Origin of the sequence: Enterobacter sp. Tr-810, from assembly GCF_011752765.1 — a bacterium.
GTDB classification, from domain to species: Bacteria; Pseudomonadota; Gammaproteobacteria; order Enterobacterales; family Enterobacteriaceae; genus Enterobacter; species Enterobacter soli.
Genome location: NZ_VWWW01000007.1, coordinates 257,336 through 271,988 on the forward strand (window position 1 = coordinate 257,336; position 14,653 = coordinate 271,988).

12 protein-coding genes are annotated in these 14,653 nt (G+C 53.9%); 8 read left to right on the top strand and 4 right to left on the bottom strand.

Going from position 1 to position 14,653, the window contains the following annotated elements; translation table 11 throughout:
- Positions 1–10: 10 nt before the first annotated feature.
- Positions 11–1,003 (top strand): aspartate--ammonia ligase, encoded by a 993-nt coding sequence (gene asnA, locus F3J30_RS19150; protein WP_166718227.1) that lies wholly within the window; start codon positions 11–13, stop codon positions 1,001–1,003.
- On the opposite strand, the gene viaA is transcribed toward asnA, so the two are convergent.
- Together viaA and ravA are read right to left on the bottom strand one after the other, a co-directional pair.
- Positions 1,004–2,455: an ATPase RavA stimulator ViaA gene (gene viaA, locus F3J30_RS19155; RefSeq protein ID WP_014072430.1), complete on the bottom strand. Its 1,452-nt coding sequence runs from the start codon at positions 2,453–2,455 to the stop codon at positions 1,004–1,006.
- Positions 2,449–3,945: an ATPase RavA gene (gene ravA / locus F3J30_RS19160; protein ID WP_014072429.1), complete on the bottom strand. Its 1,497-nt coding sequence runs from the start codon at positions 3,943–3,945 to the stop codon at positions 2,449–2,451. The genes viaA and ravA overlap by 7 nt, the downstream gene beginning before the upstream one ends.
- A 222-nt stretch (positions 3,946–4,167) precedes the next feature.
- Between ravA and kup the strand changes: the two genes are divergently transcribed.
- The 7 genes from kup (at position 4,168) to rbsR (ending at position 12,091) form a co-directional block, all read left to right on the top strand.
- Positions 4,168–6,036: a low affinity potassium transporter Kup gene (gene kup, locus F3J30_RS19165; RefSeq protein WP_014072428.1), complete on the top strand. Its 1,869-nt coding sequence runs from the start codon at positions 4,168–4,170 to the stop codon at positions 6,034–6,036.
- 202 nt (positions 6,037–6,238) lie between these two features.
- Complete coding sequence (rbsD, locus tag F3J30_RS19170) at positions 6,239–6,658, top strand: D-ribose pyranase (RefSeq protein WP_014072427.1); 420 nt, start codon at positions 6,239–6,241, stop codon at positions 6,656–6,658.
- A gap of 7 nt (positions 6,659–6,665) precedes the next feature.
- Positions 6,666–8,171: a ribose ABC transporter ATP-binding protein RbsA gene (gene rbsA, locus F3J30_RS19175; protein ID WP_014072426.1), complete on the top strand. Its 1,506-nt coding sequence runs from the start codon at positions 6,666–6,668 to the stop codon at positions 8,169–8,171.
- Between the two features lie 4 nt (positions 8,172–8,175).
- A complete protein-coding gene (gene rbsC / locus F3J30_RS19180) occupies positions 8,176–9,141 on the top strand; it encodes a ribose ABC transporter permease (protein ID WP_006177541.1) in 966 nt (321 codons plus the stop codon).
- Positions 9,142–9,168: 27 nt separating this feature from the next.
- Positions 9,169–10,059: a ribose ABC transporter substrate-binding protein RbsB gene (gene rbsB / locus F3J30_RS19185; protein ID WP_014072425.1), complete on the top strand. Its 891-nt coding sequence runs from the start codon at positions 9,169–9,171 to the stop codon at positions 10,057–10,059.
- 106 nt (positions 10,060–10,165) lie between these two features.
- Entirely contained in the window at positions 10,166–11,095 is a 930-nt protein-coding gene (rbsK, locus tag F3J30_RS19190; protein ID WP_166718241.1) for a ribokinase, read from the top strand.
- Between the two features lie 3 nt (positions 11,096–11,098).
- Entirely contained in the window at positions 11,099–12,091 is a 993-nt protein-coding gene (rbsR, locus tag F3J30_RS19195) for a ribose operon transcriptional repressor RbsR (RefSeq protein WP_166718228.1), read from the top strand.
- On the opposite strand, the gene mdtD is transcribed toward rbsR, so the two are convergent.
- Positions 12,057–13,490 carry a multidrug transporter subunit MdtD gene (gene mdtD, locus F3J30_RS19200; protein ID WP_014072422.1) on the bottom strand — a complete coding sequence of 478 codons (1,434 nt, stop codon included), beginning with the start codon at positions 13,488–13,490 and terminating at the stop codon, positions 12,057–12,059. The genes rbsR and mdtD overlap by 35 nt on opposite strands.
- A complete protein-coding gene (locus F3J30_RS19205) occupies positions 13,487–14,194 on the bottom strand; it encodes a FadR/GntR family transcriptional regulator (RefSeq protein WP_166718229.1) in 708 nt (235 codons plus the stop codon). The genes mdtD and F3J30_RS19205 overlap by 4 nt, the downstream gene beginning before the upstream one ends.
- Between the last annotated feature and the right edge of the window lie 459 nt (positions 14,195–14,653).

Consider the following 14,653-nt stretch of genomic DNA (forward strand, 5'->3'; position numbering starts at 1 on the left):
AGTATAAATAATGAAAACCGCTTACATCGCAAAACAACGCCAGATCAGCTTCGTTAAATCCCACTTTTCCCGCCAGCTGGAAGATAAACTCGGCCTGGTTGAAGTTCAGGCTCCAATCTTAAGCCGCGTAGGAGACGGGACGCAGGATAACTTGTCTGGTTGCGAAAAAGCGGTTCAGGTGAAAGTGAAAACACTGCCAGACGCTCAGTTCGAAGTGGTTCATTCACTGGCGAAATGGAAGCGTCAAACGCTGGGACAACACGACTTCAGCGCGGGCGAAGGGCTCTACACGCACATGAAAGCCCTTCGTCCCGATGAAGACCGCCTTTCTGCTATTCACTCTGTCTACGTTGACCAGTGGGACTGGGAGCGCGTAATGGGTGATGGCGAGCGCCATATTTGTACGCTGAAATCCACCGTTGAGGCGATCTACGCCGGGATCAAAGCGACTGAAACCGCCGTGAGCAAAGAGTTTGGTCTGGCACCGTTCCTGCCAGAAACGATCCACTTTGTTCACAGCCAGGAGCTGCTGAGCCGCTTCCCGGATCTGGATGCTAAAGGCCGTGAACGCGCAATTGCGAAAGAGCTGGGTGCGGTATTCCTGATGGGGATCGGCGGCAAGCTGTCTGATGGTAAGCGTCATGACGTTCGTGCACCTGATTACGATGACTGGAGCACGGCAGGCGAAAGTGAATTTGCGGGTCTGAACGGTGACATTCTGGTCTGGAACCCGGTTCTTGAAGATGCATTTGAGCTTTCTTCAATGGGTATCCGTGTTGATGCCGCTGCGCTGAAACGCCAGCTTGCCGTTACGGGTGATGAAGATCGCCTGAAGCTTGAGTGGCACCAGGCGTTGCTGCGCGGAGAGATGCCGCAGACTATCGGCGGCGGTATTGGTCAGTCTCGTCTGACGATGCTGTTGCTGCAACTTGACCACATCGGCCAGGTTCAGTGTGGCGTTTGGCCGCAGCAGGTTCGTGAAAGCGTCAGTTCCCTTCTTTAATTAGCGTCGCCAGCGTCTGAGTAGGCGACTACGCAACCCGGTATCAAAGCGCCAGATATGATCGAAGATGCGCATGATGCCGGGTTTTCCGTTTACGGACATCGCCACAGCATGAAAACGGTGCTGATGTTCGCGCTGTAACACCTTCACTTTATTTACCACATCATCCGGCAGCCGCTGGGCAATAAAGTCAGAGATCACCACAGCATCGGCATCGTACCAGTCGCCACCCTGCATACGTTCGATAATGGCGCGAAAGCAGCTCGCCATATCGGTACCACCACGAAAACGCTGGCTTAAGAAACGAATGGCCTGCTCAATGCCTTGTTGCCCCGTCAGTTCGTAACCCACCACTTCACTGGAAAACAGCATAATAAAGCAGCGACGTCGGTCGGCCAGGGCCACGCGCATCAGTGCCAGGCAAAAGGCCTTCGCGCATTGCTCATTAAAACCGCCCATCGAACCGGAAGTATCCACGCACACAATAAAAGGCCCGCGTGGCTGCTCATCAAAGTCCTGATGCACCACCGGACGCTGGCTGATTTTTTCGTGCCAGGATTCGCCATGTAGCCGGTACGTGAGCAACTGCTTTTCCACCAGCCGACGATAAAACTCGTACTCCAGCTCGGTAATACCCAGCGTGCTTAGCTCCGTTGGTAACAGGCGCAAAATATCATCGCTCTGCTGTAATCCATCAACCTGTTCAGGCACCGTCGCCGGTTCACGCACCAGCGTGCGAAAGGTTTCCATTGGTGCATCTTTTTTCGGGACGGATTTCGCCTCCCGCGAACGACCCAACTGCTCTGCAAGCTTCATGAGTTCAGGTTGCTGCGTGAGAAAGTCGCCGTATTTTACGATCAGCTGGTAATCACCGCGCCGCAGCTGCCCGGCGCTCATATCCCACAGGCGTCCGGCCGCGTTTTCGTTTTCTACCAGCACCTGCTCCAGTTGGCCGCTGAGCGTCATACGCTCCTGTACTTCGCTCAGGAGCTGTTCACGCTCTTCATCCAGCAGCTGCTGGTTAAGGGTTGTCGCCTGCACCACCAGGCTGAGCCGCCAGCGCTGTAAAAACAGAGTATGCAGTGCCGGAGTAAAGGTGGCGTTATCGGTGACCAGCGTTCTGGCCTGGCTGGCAAACGGAGAGTGGACTTTATCCAGCAGGGTCAGGGTTTGTGGCAGCTGAACAATAAACTGTGGCGTGGATAACCGCTGGCACTGCTGATAGCACGCCACTTCTTCGGTGAGTTCAGGCGGGACTTCCGTCTCTTTTAAGCGCTTACGCAGATTATCCCGCCAGCGCGGGAGATCGTCGGTCATGGCCTTTTTGAGTCTGGGGAATTTTTCAAAGAAGGCCGCCAGCTGTGGGGAGGCCAGCAGAGTAATGACGACCTCTTCGATCAATCCTTCCTCACTGACCGCCAGCATGACGTTAAGCGTATCCAGCGTTAGCATTGACGCGCCTGTTTGATCTGCGCGCCCACGTCCTGAAGGCTGGCTTCAATGCGCCCTAACCAGTCGCTGTGAATAAACAGACACTTCTGCTGTTCGCTGAAGCGGGTATGTTGCTGATGCCATTCGGTATCCAGCGCTTCCAGCTGCTGTTTGATCTCTTCCGGCACGCTGTCTGACGCCGTGCCGGGTAACGCAAGGCGGGAACCTTGCAGGCTAACATCGCGAAGCACCAGATGCTGGCTGGTATCCACTTCCATATTCAGCAGTTGCGCAAAACCAATGCCGTTGAGCTTGCCGCGGATGTCGCCGCCCTTATCCAGCCACTGCGATAATGCCTCGCGCTCAAGGGTAATGTGCACCACCTGCATATCGTGGAGTTTTAGCGGTTGCTGGAGCAGAAGCGTGAGAGAGGTAGCAGTGAGCTCAGTTGGCAGCTCGTAATGCGGCTTACGGGCAAACATTCCGCCAAGACGGTTAACCTTGAGCGCTGTTTTATCGCTTTGCTGCTGCTGGAGCTGCATCCTACGCTGGGCAATGGCACCGAGCTGGTTGAGCATTGACTGCTGCCCCCAGGCCTGCCCGGTCATCAATATTTCAAGCTGCTGTTGCATCAGGTTCATGCCTTCTGCGTCATGCCACAGACAATCTTTCAGCAGGATCAGGTCAATGGGCGCAACGGCATCGCGCCCGCTGAACAGGGCGCTGGCCTGTAACAGGCGGATCGCTTTTTTCCAGCGACGATCGGAAACGTAGGGCGCCGAAGGCAGTAAATCGAGTTGTTGGCGTAGCATGAAGATCAGCTCAAAGACGGCATCTGGCAGTTTGATTTTGCCGATCTCCTGCTGCCACTGATGGTATTCCTCGTCGGTGACCTGAAGCGATGCGGATACCGGGTTTTCGTTTTCATCCTGCTGGCTGACCAGCATCGAGCGGAAGTTCGATTTATCCTGGACTTTATCCAGCCACAGACGGATCAGCATACGGTCGTAAAGTGCTTCCAGGCTGTTGTCGGCTTCCGGCAGTTCGTTGGAGGCAGCCACCAGCAGGCGCATCGGGATTTTTTCTTCACTGGCGCCGTTACGGAAGCGACGCTCGTTAATTGCCGTAAGTAGAGTGTTCAGAATGGCTGGGCCGGCTTTCCAGATTTCATCGAGAAACACTATCTCTGCTTCCGGGAGATAACCCTCCGTCAGACGCTGATAGCGCCCTTCATCTTTTAAGGCCTGAATGGAAAGCGGACCGAAAACCTCTTCCGGGGTAGAGAATCGGGTCATCAGATATTCAAAGGCACGGGCATTCTGGAAAGCATACTTCAGCCGACGGGCAATCAGGCTTTTCGCGATCCCCGGCGGGCCAAGCAAAAATACACTTTCACCGCTCAACGCCGCCAGTAAACACAGGCGAATGGCGTGGCTACGCTCGAAAAGGCCTTTTTCCAGCGCGCTGCTGAGGCGGGAAATTCTTTCTGCTAATAAATGTGAGTGAGCCATAATAGTTTTGCATCCTTTCGCCGTCGTGGCGGCCAATTGAAGCGAGTATAGACGTTTCAGTCAGGGCTGGTAATAGACTGAAGTGCGGCGCTATTTTCTTTGCGCTACATTAACGCGGTTGCATTTAGGGGTACGATTTTGCAATTAATCGTGCATACTGTGCGCTTTTTGTGGGCCAAGGGACTAAGCACACATTTGTTATACAAACGAAAAGACTAGTCTATGAGCACTGATAATAAGCAATCATTACCCGCAATAACGCTTGCGGCGATCGGGGTTGTCTACGGTGATATCGGCACCAGCCCGCTTTATACGCTTCGTGAATGTCTGTCCGGTCAGTTTGGTTTTGGTGTTGAACGTGACGCTGTATTTGGCTTTTTGTCACTCATCTTCTGGCTGCTGATCCTGGTTGTTTCCGTTAAATATCTCTCCTTTGTTATGCGTGCAGATAATGCAGGCGAAGGCGGTATCCTGACGCTGATGTCTCTTGCCGGGCGTAACACGTCGGCCAAAATGACCTCGGTGCTGGTGATCATCGGGTTGATTGGCGGCAGCTTCTTCTATGGTGAGGTGGTGATCACCCCGGCGATTTCGGTTCTCTCGGCAATAGAGGGGCTGGAAATTATCGCGCCGCAGCTTGATACGTGGGTTGTCCCGCTGGCCATTATTGTTCTGACGCTGCTGTTTGCTATCCAGAAGCACGGCACCGGGCTTGTCGGAAAGCTGTTTGCACCGATTATGTTGGCCTGGTTCCTGATCCTGGCAGCGCTGGGGTTGCGCAGCATTATTGCGAACCCGGAAGTGCTGCACGCCCTGAACCCGCTCTGGGCTGTTAACTTCTTCCTTGAATACAAAACCGTTTCGTTTATTGCATTAGGCGCGGTCGTTCTTTCTATTACCGGTGTTGAAGCGCTGTATGCGGACATGGGGCATTTCGGGAAACTGCCTATCCGCGTGGCATGGTTTGCCGTGGTGCTGCCGTCACTGGTGCTGAACTACTTCGGCCAGGGCGCGTTGTTGCTCAAAACCCCGGAAGCCATTAAGAACCCGTTCTTCCTGCTGGCACCTGACTGGGCGCTGGTACCGATGCTGATCCTCGCCACCCTGGCGACCGTTATTGCGTCTCAGGCGGTTATTTCCGGCGTGTTCTCTCTGACTAGGCAGGCCGTGCGTCTGGGTTATCTCTCGCCAATGCGCATTATCCACACTTCAGAAATGGAGTCGGGCCAGATCTACATTCCTTTCATTAACTGGCTGCTCTACTTTGCCGTGGTGATTGTCATCGTGAGTTTCGAGCACTCCAGCAACCTGGCAGCGGCATACGGTATTGCCGTGACCGGTACCATGGTGCTGACGTCGATCCTCTCCACAACTGTGGCTTACCGGAACTGGCACTGGAATAAATTCCTGGTGGGAATGATTCTGGTGGGCTTCCTGTGCATCGACGTGCCGCTGTTCTCCGCCAACCTCGACAAGATTGTTTCCGGTGGCTGGCTGCCGCTGACGCTGGGTCTGGTGATGTTTATTGTGATGACAACGTGGAAGAGCGAACGCTTCCGTCTGCTGCGTCGGATGCATGAACACGGTAACTCTCTGGAAGCGATGATTGTTTCCCTGGAGAAATCCCCGCCGGTGCGTGTTCCGGGTACTGCGGTGTATATGTCGCGCGCATTGAACGTTATCCCGTTCGCGCTGATGCATAACCTCAAGCACAACAAGGTGCTGCATGAACGCGTGATCCTGCTGACGTTGCGTACCGAAGATGCGCCGTATGTTCATAACGTACGTCGCGTGCAGATTGAGCAGCTGTCGCCTACCTTCTGGCGCGTGGTGGCAAGTTACGGCTGGCGCGAAACGCCGAACGTGGAAGAGGTGTTCCACCGCTGCGGTCTGGAAGGGCTGAGCTGCCGTATGATGGAGACCTCGTTCTTCATGTCCCACGAGTCGCTGATTATCGGTAAGCGGCCGTGGTATCTGCGTCTGCGTGGCAAACTGTACCTTATCCTGCAACGTAACGCCCTGCGTGCGCCAGACCAGTTTGAGATCCCGCCTAACCGCGTGATTGAACTTGGGACACAGGTCGAGATTTAAGTCCTCAACCCTCTCCCACGGGGAGAGGGCGCAACCATAAAAAACGGTAACCTAAGGGTTACCGTTTTGCATTTACCTCTCCACATTTCACTTAGCGAAACGTTTCGACGTTGATCACAAATCTGTTACGTCATGATGGTTTTCTGAACACCAGTGGGTCTACACTGTTTTCAGCGAAACGTTTCGCTAGTGGAGCAAGAAAATGAAGAAAGGCACTGTACTCAACTCAGAAATCTCATCGGTTATTTCCCGTCTTGGACATACCGATACGCTGGTGGTTTGCGATGCAGGCTTACCGGTTCCGCACAGCACAACCCGTATTGATATGGCGTTAACGCAGGGTGTTCCTTCGTTTATGCAGGTACTGGACGTGGTGACCGCGGAGATGCAGGTTGAGGCGGCCATTCTCGCGACGGAGATCAAACAACATAATCCGCAACTCCACGAAACGTTGCTCAGCCACATTGAGCAACTGCAACAACACCAGGGAAACACCATAGAAATTCGTTACACAACGCACGAACAGTTCAAACAACAAACCGCAGACAGTCAGGCGGTGATTCGCAGCGGGGAGTGTTCCCCGTATGCGAATATTATTCTCTGTGCTGGCGTCACCTTCTGAGGCCATCATGGACGCATTATTGCAACTCAAAGGGATCGATAAATCGTTCCCTGGCGTAAAAGCCCTCTCTGGTGCCGCGCTGAACGTATACGCCGGGCGCGTGATGGCGCTGGTGGGCGAAAACGGCGCTGGCAAATCCACCATGATGAAAGTGCTGACCGGTATCTATCAACGCGATGCCGGCTCACTCACCTGGCTGGGTAAAGAAACCACCTTCAACGGCCCGAAATCATCCCAGGAAGCCGGTATCGGCATTATCCACCAGGAGCTGAATCTGATCCCGCAACTCACCATTGCGGAGAACATCTTCCTCGGCCGCGAATTCGTTAACCGGTTTGGCAAAATCGACTGGAAAACGATGTACGCCGAAGCGGACAAACTGCTGGCGAAGCTGAACCTGCGCTTTAAAAGCGACCGCCTGGTGGGCGACCTCTCCATCGGCGATCAGCAGATGGTGGAAATCGCTAAGGTGCTGAGCTTTGAGTCGAAAGTCATTATTATGGATGAACCGACCGACGCCCTGACTGATACCGAAACCGAATCCCTGTTCCGTGTTATCCGCGAGCTGAAATCGCAGGGGCGCGGGATTGTCTATATCTCTCACCGCATGAAAGAGATCTTCGAGATTTGCGACGACGTCACTGTCTTCCGCGACGGGCAGTTTATTGCCGAGCGCGAAGTGGCTTCGCTGACCGAAGATACCCTGATCGAAATGATGGTGGGACGTAAGCTCGAAGATCAGTACCCACATCTGGATAAAGCGCCGGGTGAAATCCGCCTGAAGGTGGACAACCTTTGCGGCCCGGGTGTGAACGATGTGACCTTTACCCTACGTCAGGGTGAAATCCTCGGCGTGGCGGGCCTAATGGGCGCGGGGCGTACCGAGCTGATGAAAGTGCTCTACGGGGCACTGCCGCGCACCAGCGGTTACGTCACTCTTGATGGCCATGAAGTTGTCACTCGCTCTCCGCAAGATGGTCTGGCGAATGGCATCGTCTATATTTCTGAAGACCGTAAGCGCGACGGCTTAGTGCTGGGCATGTCGGTGAAAGAGAACATGTCGCTGACCGCACTGCGCTATTTCAGCCATAGCGGCGGCACCCTGAAGCACAAAGACGAGCAGCAGGCGGTCAGCGATTTTATCCGTCTCTTTAACGTCAAAACCCCGTCGATGGAGCAGGCAATCGGCCTGTTGTCCGGCGGTAATCAGCAGAAGGTGGCGATTGCGCGTGGTCTGATGACGCGCCCGAAAGTGCTGATCCTTGATGAGCCAACCCGTGGTGTGGACGTGGGCGCGAAAAAAGAGATCTATCAGCTGATTAACCAGTTTAAGGCCGACGGTCTGAGCATCATTCTGGTCTCTTCCGAGATGCCAGAAGTATTAGGCATGAGCGATCGCATTATCGTCATGCATGAAGGGCATCTCGGCGGAGAATTCACTCGCGAGCAGGCCACCCAGGAAGTTCTGATGGCTGCCGCTGTGGGCAAGCTTAATCGCGTGAATCAGGAGTAAGAAGATGACTACCCAGGCTGTTTCTGGTCGCCGTTATTTCACAAAGGCTTGGCTGCTGGAACAAAAATCGCTGATTGCCCTGCTGGTGCTGATTGCGATTGTGTCGACCATGAGCCCAAACTTTTTCACCGTTAATAACCTGTTCAACATTCTTCAGCAGACTTCCGTGAACGCCATTATGGCGGTCGGCATGACGCTGGTGATTTTGACGTCGGGGATCGACCTGTCCGTCGGTTCCTTGCTGGCGCTTACCGGTGCAATTGCGGCTTCAATTGTAGGGATTGAGGTCAACGCGCTGGTGGCCGTTGCAGCGGCCCTGGCTGCAGGTGCGGCGATTGGCGCCGTGACCGGTGTGATTGTGGCGAAAGGCCGCGTCCAGGCGTTCATCGCCACGCTGGTGATGATGCTGCTGCTGCGCGGTGTGACCATGGTTTACACCAACGGCAGCCCGGTGAACACCGGATTTACGGATAACGCCGATCTGTTTGGCTGGTTCGGTATCGGTCGCCCGCTGGGTATCCCGACGCCGGTCTGGATCATGGGTATCGTCTTCCTGGCGGCGTGGTACATGCTGCACCACACCCGTCTGGGTCGCTATATCTATGCGCTGGGTGGTAACGAAGCCGCGACGCGCCTTTCTGGTATCAGCGTTAATAAAGTCAAAATTATCGTCTATTCCCTGTGCGGTTTGCTGGCGTCCCTGGCAGGCATCATCGAAGTAGCGCGTCTCTCTTCGGCGCAACCTACGGCGGGTACAGGTTATGAGCTGGATGCCATTGCGGCAGTGGTTCTGGGCGGTACGAGTCTTGCGGGCGGTAAAGGTCGCATTGTTGGGACATTGATCGGCGCACTGATCCTCGGTTTCCTGAATAATGGTTTGAATTTATTAGGTGTTTCCTCCTATTACCAGATGATCGTTAAAGCAGTGGTGATTTTGCTGGCGGTACTGGTAGACAACAAAAAACAGTAACTGACGACACTACAGGACATCTTAGATATGAACATGAAAAAACTGGCTACCCTGGTTTCTGCTGTGGCGCTGAGCGCAACCGTAAGTGCTAACGCAATGGCGAAAGACACCATCGCGCTGGTTATCTCCACGCTGAACAACCCGTTCTTCGTCTCTCTGAAGGATGGCGCGCAGAAAGAAGCAGACAAACTGGGCTACAACCTGGTGGTGCTGGATTCCCAGAACAACCCGGCGAAAGAACTGGCTAACGTTCAGGACTTGACCGTTCGTGGCACCAAAATCCTGCTGATCAACCCAACCGATTCCGACGCTGTGGGTAACGCCGTGAAAATGGCAAACCAGGCGAAAATCCCGGTGATCACCCTGGACCGTCAGGCATCTAAAGGTGAGGTCGTCAGCCACATTGCATCTGACAACGTTCTGGGCGGCAAAATCGCGGGTGATTACATCGCGAAGAAAGCCGGTGAAGGCGCGAAAGTTATTGAATTGCAGGGTATCGCCGGTACCTCCGCTGCCCGTGAACGTGGCGAAGGCTTCCAGCAAGCTGTTGCAGCACACAAATTTAACGTTCTGGCCAGCCAGCCTGCCGACTTCGACCGTACTAAAGGTCTGAACGTCATGCAGAACCTGCTGACCGCACATCCTGATGTACAGGCTGTATTCGCACAGAACGACGAAATGGCACTGGGTGCGCTGCGTGCTCTGCAAACTGCCGGTAAATCTGATGTGATGGTTGTCGGGTTTGACGGTACTCCGGATGGTGAAAAAGCAGTAAATGATGGCAAACTGGCTGCGACCATCGCTCAGCTGCCTGAGCAGATTGGCGCAACAGGTGTTCAGACTGCTGATAAAGTGCTGAAGGGCGAAAAGGTTCAGGCAAAATATCCAGTTGACCTGAAACTGGTCATCAAGCAGTAATATGCGATTCAGGCCGTCACTGGCGGCCTGATGGACAAATACAAAGAAAAGTGTGGCATACGCCACCGGTTAATCCCGGTGGCGCTCTCAGATGGACACCTCATACATGAAAACCGCTGGCAACCTCGTTGTTCTTGGCAGTATCAATGCCGATCACATTCTTAACCTTGAATCTTTCCCGACACCTGGCGAAACCGTCACCGGCAACCAGTATCAGGTGGCTTTCGGCGGTAAAGGCGCAAACCAGGCCGTTGCTGCCGGTCGCAGCGGCGCACAGATTGCGTTTATTGCCTGTACGGGTAATGACGACACGGGTGAACGCGTACGTAAACAACTGGCAAGCGACAACATCGATATTGCGCCAGTAAGCGTGGTGGCCGGGGAATCAACCGGCGTAGCGCTGATTTTCGTTAATGCGGAAGGTGAGAATGTCATCGGTATTCATGCTGGGGCTAATGCGGCGCTGACAACCGAACGCGTTGAAGCGCAGCGCGACATTATTGCCAGTGCAGAAGCATTATTAATGCAACTGGAGTCCCCGGTGGAAAGCGTACTGGCTGCGGCCAAAATTGCGCATGAAAATCATACCACTGTCGTACTTAATCCGGCGCCTGCCCGTGTATTATCTGATGAGCTCCTGGCGCTGGTGGATATCATCACCCCTAACGAAACCGAAGCTGAAAAGCTGACCGGTATTCGTGTGGAAAATGACGACGATGCGGCGCGTGCGGCGAACGCGCTGCACGACAAAGGTATCGGCAACGTTATCATTACCCTCGGCAGCCGCGGTGTGTGGGCCAGCGTCAACGGCGAAGGCCGTCGCGTGCCGGGCTTTAAGGTGAAAGCGATTGATACCATTGCGGCCGGGGATACCTTTAATGGTGCGCTGGTGACGGCGTTGCTGGAAGGTAAGGCGCAGGATCAGGCTATTCGTTTTGCTCATGCCGCTGCCGCTATCGCGGTCACCCGCAAAGGTGCGCAGCCTTCCGTTCCGTGGCGTAAAGAGATCGATGAATTCTTAAGTCAGCAGGGGTAACGCTTGGCCACAATGAAAGATGTCGCCCGCATGGCGGGCGTTTCTACTTCTACTGTCTCCCACGTTATCAATAACGATCGCTTTGTCAGTGAGGCGATTCGGGAAAAAGTCGAAGCCGCAGTAAAAGATCTCAATTACGCGCCGTCGGCGCTGGCCCGTAGTCTGAAGCTCAACCAGACCCGCACCATCGGGATGCTTATTACCGCCAGTACCAACCCTTTCTATTCTGAACTTGTGCGCGGCGTCGAACGCAGCTGCTTTGAGCGCGGCTACAGCCTGGTGTTGTGTAATACCGAAGGCGATGAGCAGCGCATGAACCGTAACCTTGAAACACTGATGCAAAAACGCGTCGACGGGCTACTACTGCTGTGTACCGAAACGCATCAGCCCTCGAAAGAGATTATTCAGCGCTACCCTTCTATTCCTACGGTGATGATGGACTGGGCACCGTTCGATGGCACCAGCGACCTGATTCAGGATAACTCGTTGCTGGGTGGCGATATGGCAACGCAATACCTGATCAATAAAGGCTACACCAGTATTGCCTGTATCACGGGGCCGCTGGATAAAACGCCGGCCCGGTTACGTCTTGAAGGATACCTTTCCGCGATGGCGCGGGCAGGGCTTTCCATTCCTGAGGGATATTGCATTACCGGTGACTTTGAATTTAACGGCGGTTTAGAGGCCATGCAAAAGCTGCTGGCACAAGCACAACGTCCGCAGGCGGTATTTATTGGTAACGATGCGATGGCATTTGGTGCTTATCAGGCGTTGTATCAGGCCGGACTGAGCATTCCTGATGATATGGCGGTGATCGGCTACGATGACATCGAACTGGCGCGCTATATGACGCCGCCGCTTACCACCATCCATCAGCCCAAGGATGAACTGGGCGAGCTGGCCATCGATGTGTTGATTCATCGTATGGCACAGCCCGCGCTGCAACAGCAACGTTTGCAGCTTACTCCTGTTCTGATGGAACGGGGTTCGGTTTAGCCTTTGGTTTGTGGCGCTCTTTGATCAGGTTTCGACCATCTTTGGGTTTTAGCAACATAAAGACCAGTGCAGAGACAACGGTAAGCGCGCCCATCGTGATAAAGGTGTAATGGAATTGCTCGACGGTGTTTGCGCTGTCGAATCCTTCATAGAACCGCAGTACCGCCGCACTCACGGCTACCCCCAGGCTTATCGACAACTGTTGAGTCACCGCCAGTACGCTGTTCCCGCTGCTGGCGTTCTCATCCGTCAGGTCTGCCAGCGTGATGGTATTCATCGAGGTGAACTGCGTAGACATCGCCATGCCCAGAACAAACAGCGGCAGGATCAGCATCCAGACCGGTAATGCTGCGGATTGCAGCGAGAACTGTGCAATCATCAGGCCGATAAACACGGTCACACCAACCAGCGTCTTACGATAACCGCACCAGCGCAGCACCTGAGTTACAGTCGATTTCGCCAGAATCGACCCCATCGCCGTGGGGGCCATCATGCAGCCGGCAATCAACGCCGGGTAACCAAAACCGACCTGCAACATCAGCGGCATCAGAAAGGGAACGCAACCTGTACCCAACCGAGAGGCAATGTTTCCGGCAACACCCACTGAAAATGTTCGCGTATTAAAGAGAGATAAAGAGATTAGTGGTGTCGGGTGACGGCGTGCATGACGTATATAAAGAAGCAAAAGCAGAATGCCGCTGAGAATAATGGATACCGCTATCCACGTTGCCACGATCTTCTCGCCAAATAACTCCATCCCGCTGGAGAACAGCACCAGGCTCAGGCCAAACAGGAAAAAGCCCCCCATATCAAAGCTGCGTTTGGGGGTGGTGAAGTTCGGCATATATTTGCGGGCGTAGAGAAGCCCTGCGATACCAATCGGAATGTTAATCAGGAATATCCAGTGCCAGCTTGCCCAGGTGACAAGCACACCGCCCAGGACCGGGCCCAGGATCGGGCCAACCAGCCCAGGCATGGTAACGAAGTTAAGCACGGGAAGCAGTTCGCTGCGCGGATAGGCACGCAATAGCGCCAGACGTGCAACGGGCATCATCATCGCCCCGCCAACCCCCTGAAGTACGCGAAAGATGACCAGCTGCGTTAAGGATGTAGAAAGTGCACAGGCCAGGGAGCCGAGGGTAAACAGGGTCACGGCCAGCATAAAGACTTTGCGGGTGCCGAAGCGATCTGCCAGCCAGCCGCTCACCGGGATAAGCATTGCCACCGTCAGGGTATAACTGATAATGGCAGACTGCATCGCCAGCGGGGAGCGGTTAAGACTGTGGGCAATCGCGGGGAGAGCGGTATTAAGGATGGTGGCATCCAGCGCCTGCATAAAGAACGCCATGGCTGCAATCCACGGCAATCCGGCCATGCTGCGTGCTTTTTTCTCGGTCATTTATTTTCCTGCTGGTGGTTTGGTGCTGCCAGCAATGCCTGACATGCTCTCAGGGCGCGTTGCCCGTCACTGTCCTGAATCGCATCAACAATGGCCTGATGCAGATCCAGCTTCACCACTTCGTCCTGGGTAATAGAGGTAAAGTAGGTGTGATAAACCGAATGGAACAGAGATGCAAACGAGGTCAGGAACGGATTGCCGCTCATATAATAGATGTGCTCGTGCCAGGCCATGTCCACTTCAACCCAGCGTTCGCGATTGAAGTGCTTCTTCAGGAAGACCATCTCTTCCATTAAGGTGTTCAGCTCTGCCTTCTGTTCTGCACTACCTAGCGTGGCGGCAAGCAGGCAGGCCTGCGGTTCAAGACTGCTGCGCATCACCAGGAAATGATCGACAACCTGATGGAAGTTATCTTCCGTCATCCACCAGGAGAGCAGCTCCTGGTCGAGGAAATTCCAGTTGCCCTGCGGCATAACGCGAGTCCCGATGCGCGGGCGTGGTAATACCATCCCTTTGGCCGTTAATGTTTTCACCGCTTCGCGAACGGCTGTACGGCTTACCCCAAACTGTTCACCCAGTTCCATTTCACCTGGCAAGATACAACCAGGGGCATATTTACCCGCTAAGATCAGCTGAGCCAGCTTTTCTGCCAGCACATACGATAAGTTTTTTTGTGCTGCCAGCTGTTGTGCGCTTAAGGGCATCGCTCTTATTCCTTATTTGTTCATGCTGGTAAGTATGCCATCTGGAGTGTGATTGTGGTTGCAAATACATCAAATAGAACAATTTGTAGCTTGATTACGTAGGTTTTGGTGAAAAAAAACACGGTCAGAAACTTTTTTTAAATTTCCTCTTGTCACTTCAGAATAACTCCCTATAATGCGCCTCCACTGACACGGAACAACGGCTTACAAGCCGCCGGGTTAGCGGGGTTCAGAGATGAACGCCAACAGAGAAAAGCGAAAATAAACGCTTGACTCTGAATGAGGAAGGCGTAATATACGCCACCTCGCAACGGTGAGCTGAAAGCCGCGTTGCACTGCTCTTTAACAATTTATCAGACAATCTGTGTGGGCACTCAAAGTGACATGGATTCTTAATGTCTTCGGACAATAAATGAATACCAAGTCTCAACGAGTGAACACGTAATTCATTACGAAGTT

Excerpts from the sequence above, each read along its gene's own strand:
- asnA (WP_166718227.1), top strand. The coding sequence starts at position 11 with ATGAAAACCGCTTACATCGCAAAACAACGCCAGATCAGCTTCGTTAAA.
- viaA (WP_014072430.1), bottom strand. The coding sequence starts at position 2,455 with ATGCTAACGCTGGATACGCTTAACGTCATGCTGGCGGTCAGTGAGGAA.
- ravA (WP_014072429.1), bottom strand. The coding sequence starts at position 3,945 with ATGGCTCACTCACATTTATTAGCAGAAAGAATTTCCCGCCTCAGCAGC.
- kup (WP_014072428.1), top strand. The coding sequence starts at position 4,168 with ATGAGCACTGATAATAAGCAATCATTACCCGCAATAACGCTTGCGGCG.
- rbsD (WP_014072427.1), top strand. The coding sequence starts at position 6,239 with ATGAAGAAAGGCACTGTACTCAACTCAGAAATCTCATCGGTTATTTCC.
- rbsA (WP_014072426.1), top strand. The coding sequence starts at position 6,666 with ATGGACGCATTATTGCAACTCAAAGGGATCGATAAATCGTTCCCTGGC.
- rbsC (WP_006177541.1), top strand. The coding sequence starts at position 8,176 with ATGACTACCCAGGCTGTTTCTGGTCGCCGTTATTTCACAAAGGCTTGG.
- rbsB (WP_014072425.1), top strand. The coding sequence starts at position 9,169 with ATGAACATGAAAAAACTGGCTACCCTGGTTTCTGCTGTGGCGCTGAGC.
- rbsK (WP_166718241.1), top strand. The coding sequence starts at position 10,166 with ATGAAAACCGCTGGCAACCTCGTTGTTCTTGGCAGTATCAATGCCGAT.
- mdtD (WP_014072422.1), bottom strand. The coding sequence starts at position 13,490 with ATGACCGAGAAAAAAGCACGCAGCATGGCCGGATTGCCGTGGATTGCA.
- F3J30_RS19205 (WP_166718229.1), bottom strand. The coding sequence starts at position 14,194 with ATGCCCTTAAGCGCACAACAGCTGGCAGCACAAAAAAACTTATCGTAT.